This window comes from Colwellia sp. BRX8-5 (assembly GCF_014077325.1).
In the GTDB taxonomy this organism is placed as follows: domain Bacteria; phylum Pseudomonadota; class Gammaproteobacteria; order Enterobacterales; family Alteromonadaceae; genus Colwellia_A.
In genome coordinates this window covers 1-396 of record NZ_JACGVR010000099.1, presented here as the reverse complement: position 1 = coordinate 396, position 396 = coordinate 1, and the positions used below count along the sequence as shown (strand labels likewise).

The window sequence follows — 396 nt, the reverse complement described above, 5'->3', positions numbered from 1 at the left end:
TTTGCATTAGTTGATGATGATTCTCAACACCACAGTTTATATGTCGGCCGTTAGCTCAGTTGGTAGAGCAGTTGGCTTTTAACCAATTTGTCGAAGGTTCAAATCCTTCACGGCCGACCACTTCTAAAATAGTTAATTTCCAAATTTATAAGTCAGATAGCAAACAACAAAAAGCCGAGGCTTTTAACAGTTAAGCCGATTAGCTCGAAGGTTAAAATCCCTCACGGCCGACCACTTTCTTTCTTAACAAGTACAATGCAAAGTTAGCATGTTAGTGATTTTTGCATTAGTTGATGATGATTCTCAACACCACAGTTTATATGTCGGCCGTTAGCTCAGTTGGTAGAGCAGTTGGCTTTTAACCAATTTGTCGAAGGTTCAAATCCTTCACGGCCG

The 396-nt window shown here is 40.2% G+C and carries 2 tRNA genes; both read left to right on the top strand.

The annotated features are described in order from the left end of the window. Positions 1-44: 44 nt before the first annotated feature. A tRNA-Lys gene (locus H4J62_RS20060) sits at positions 45-120 on the top strand. Between the two features lie 204 nt (positions 121-324). Next, positions 325-396, top strand: a tRNA-Lys gene (locus tag H4J62_RS20055).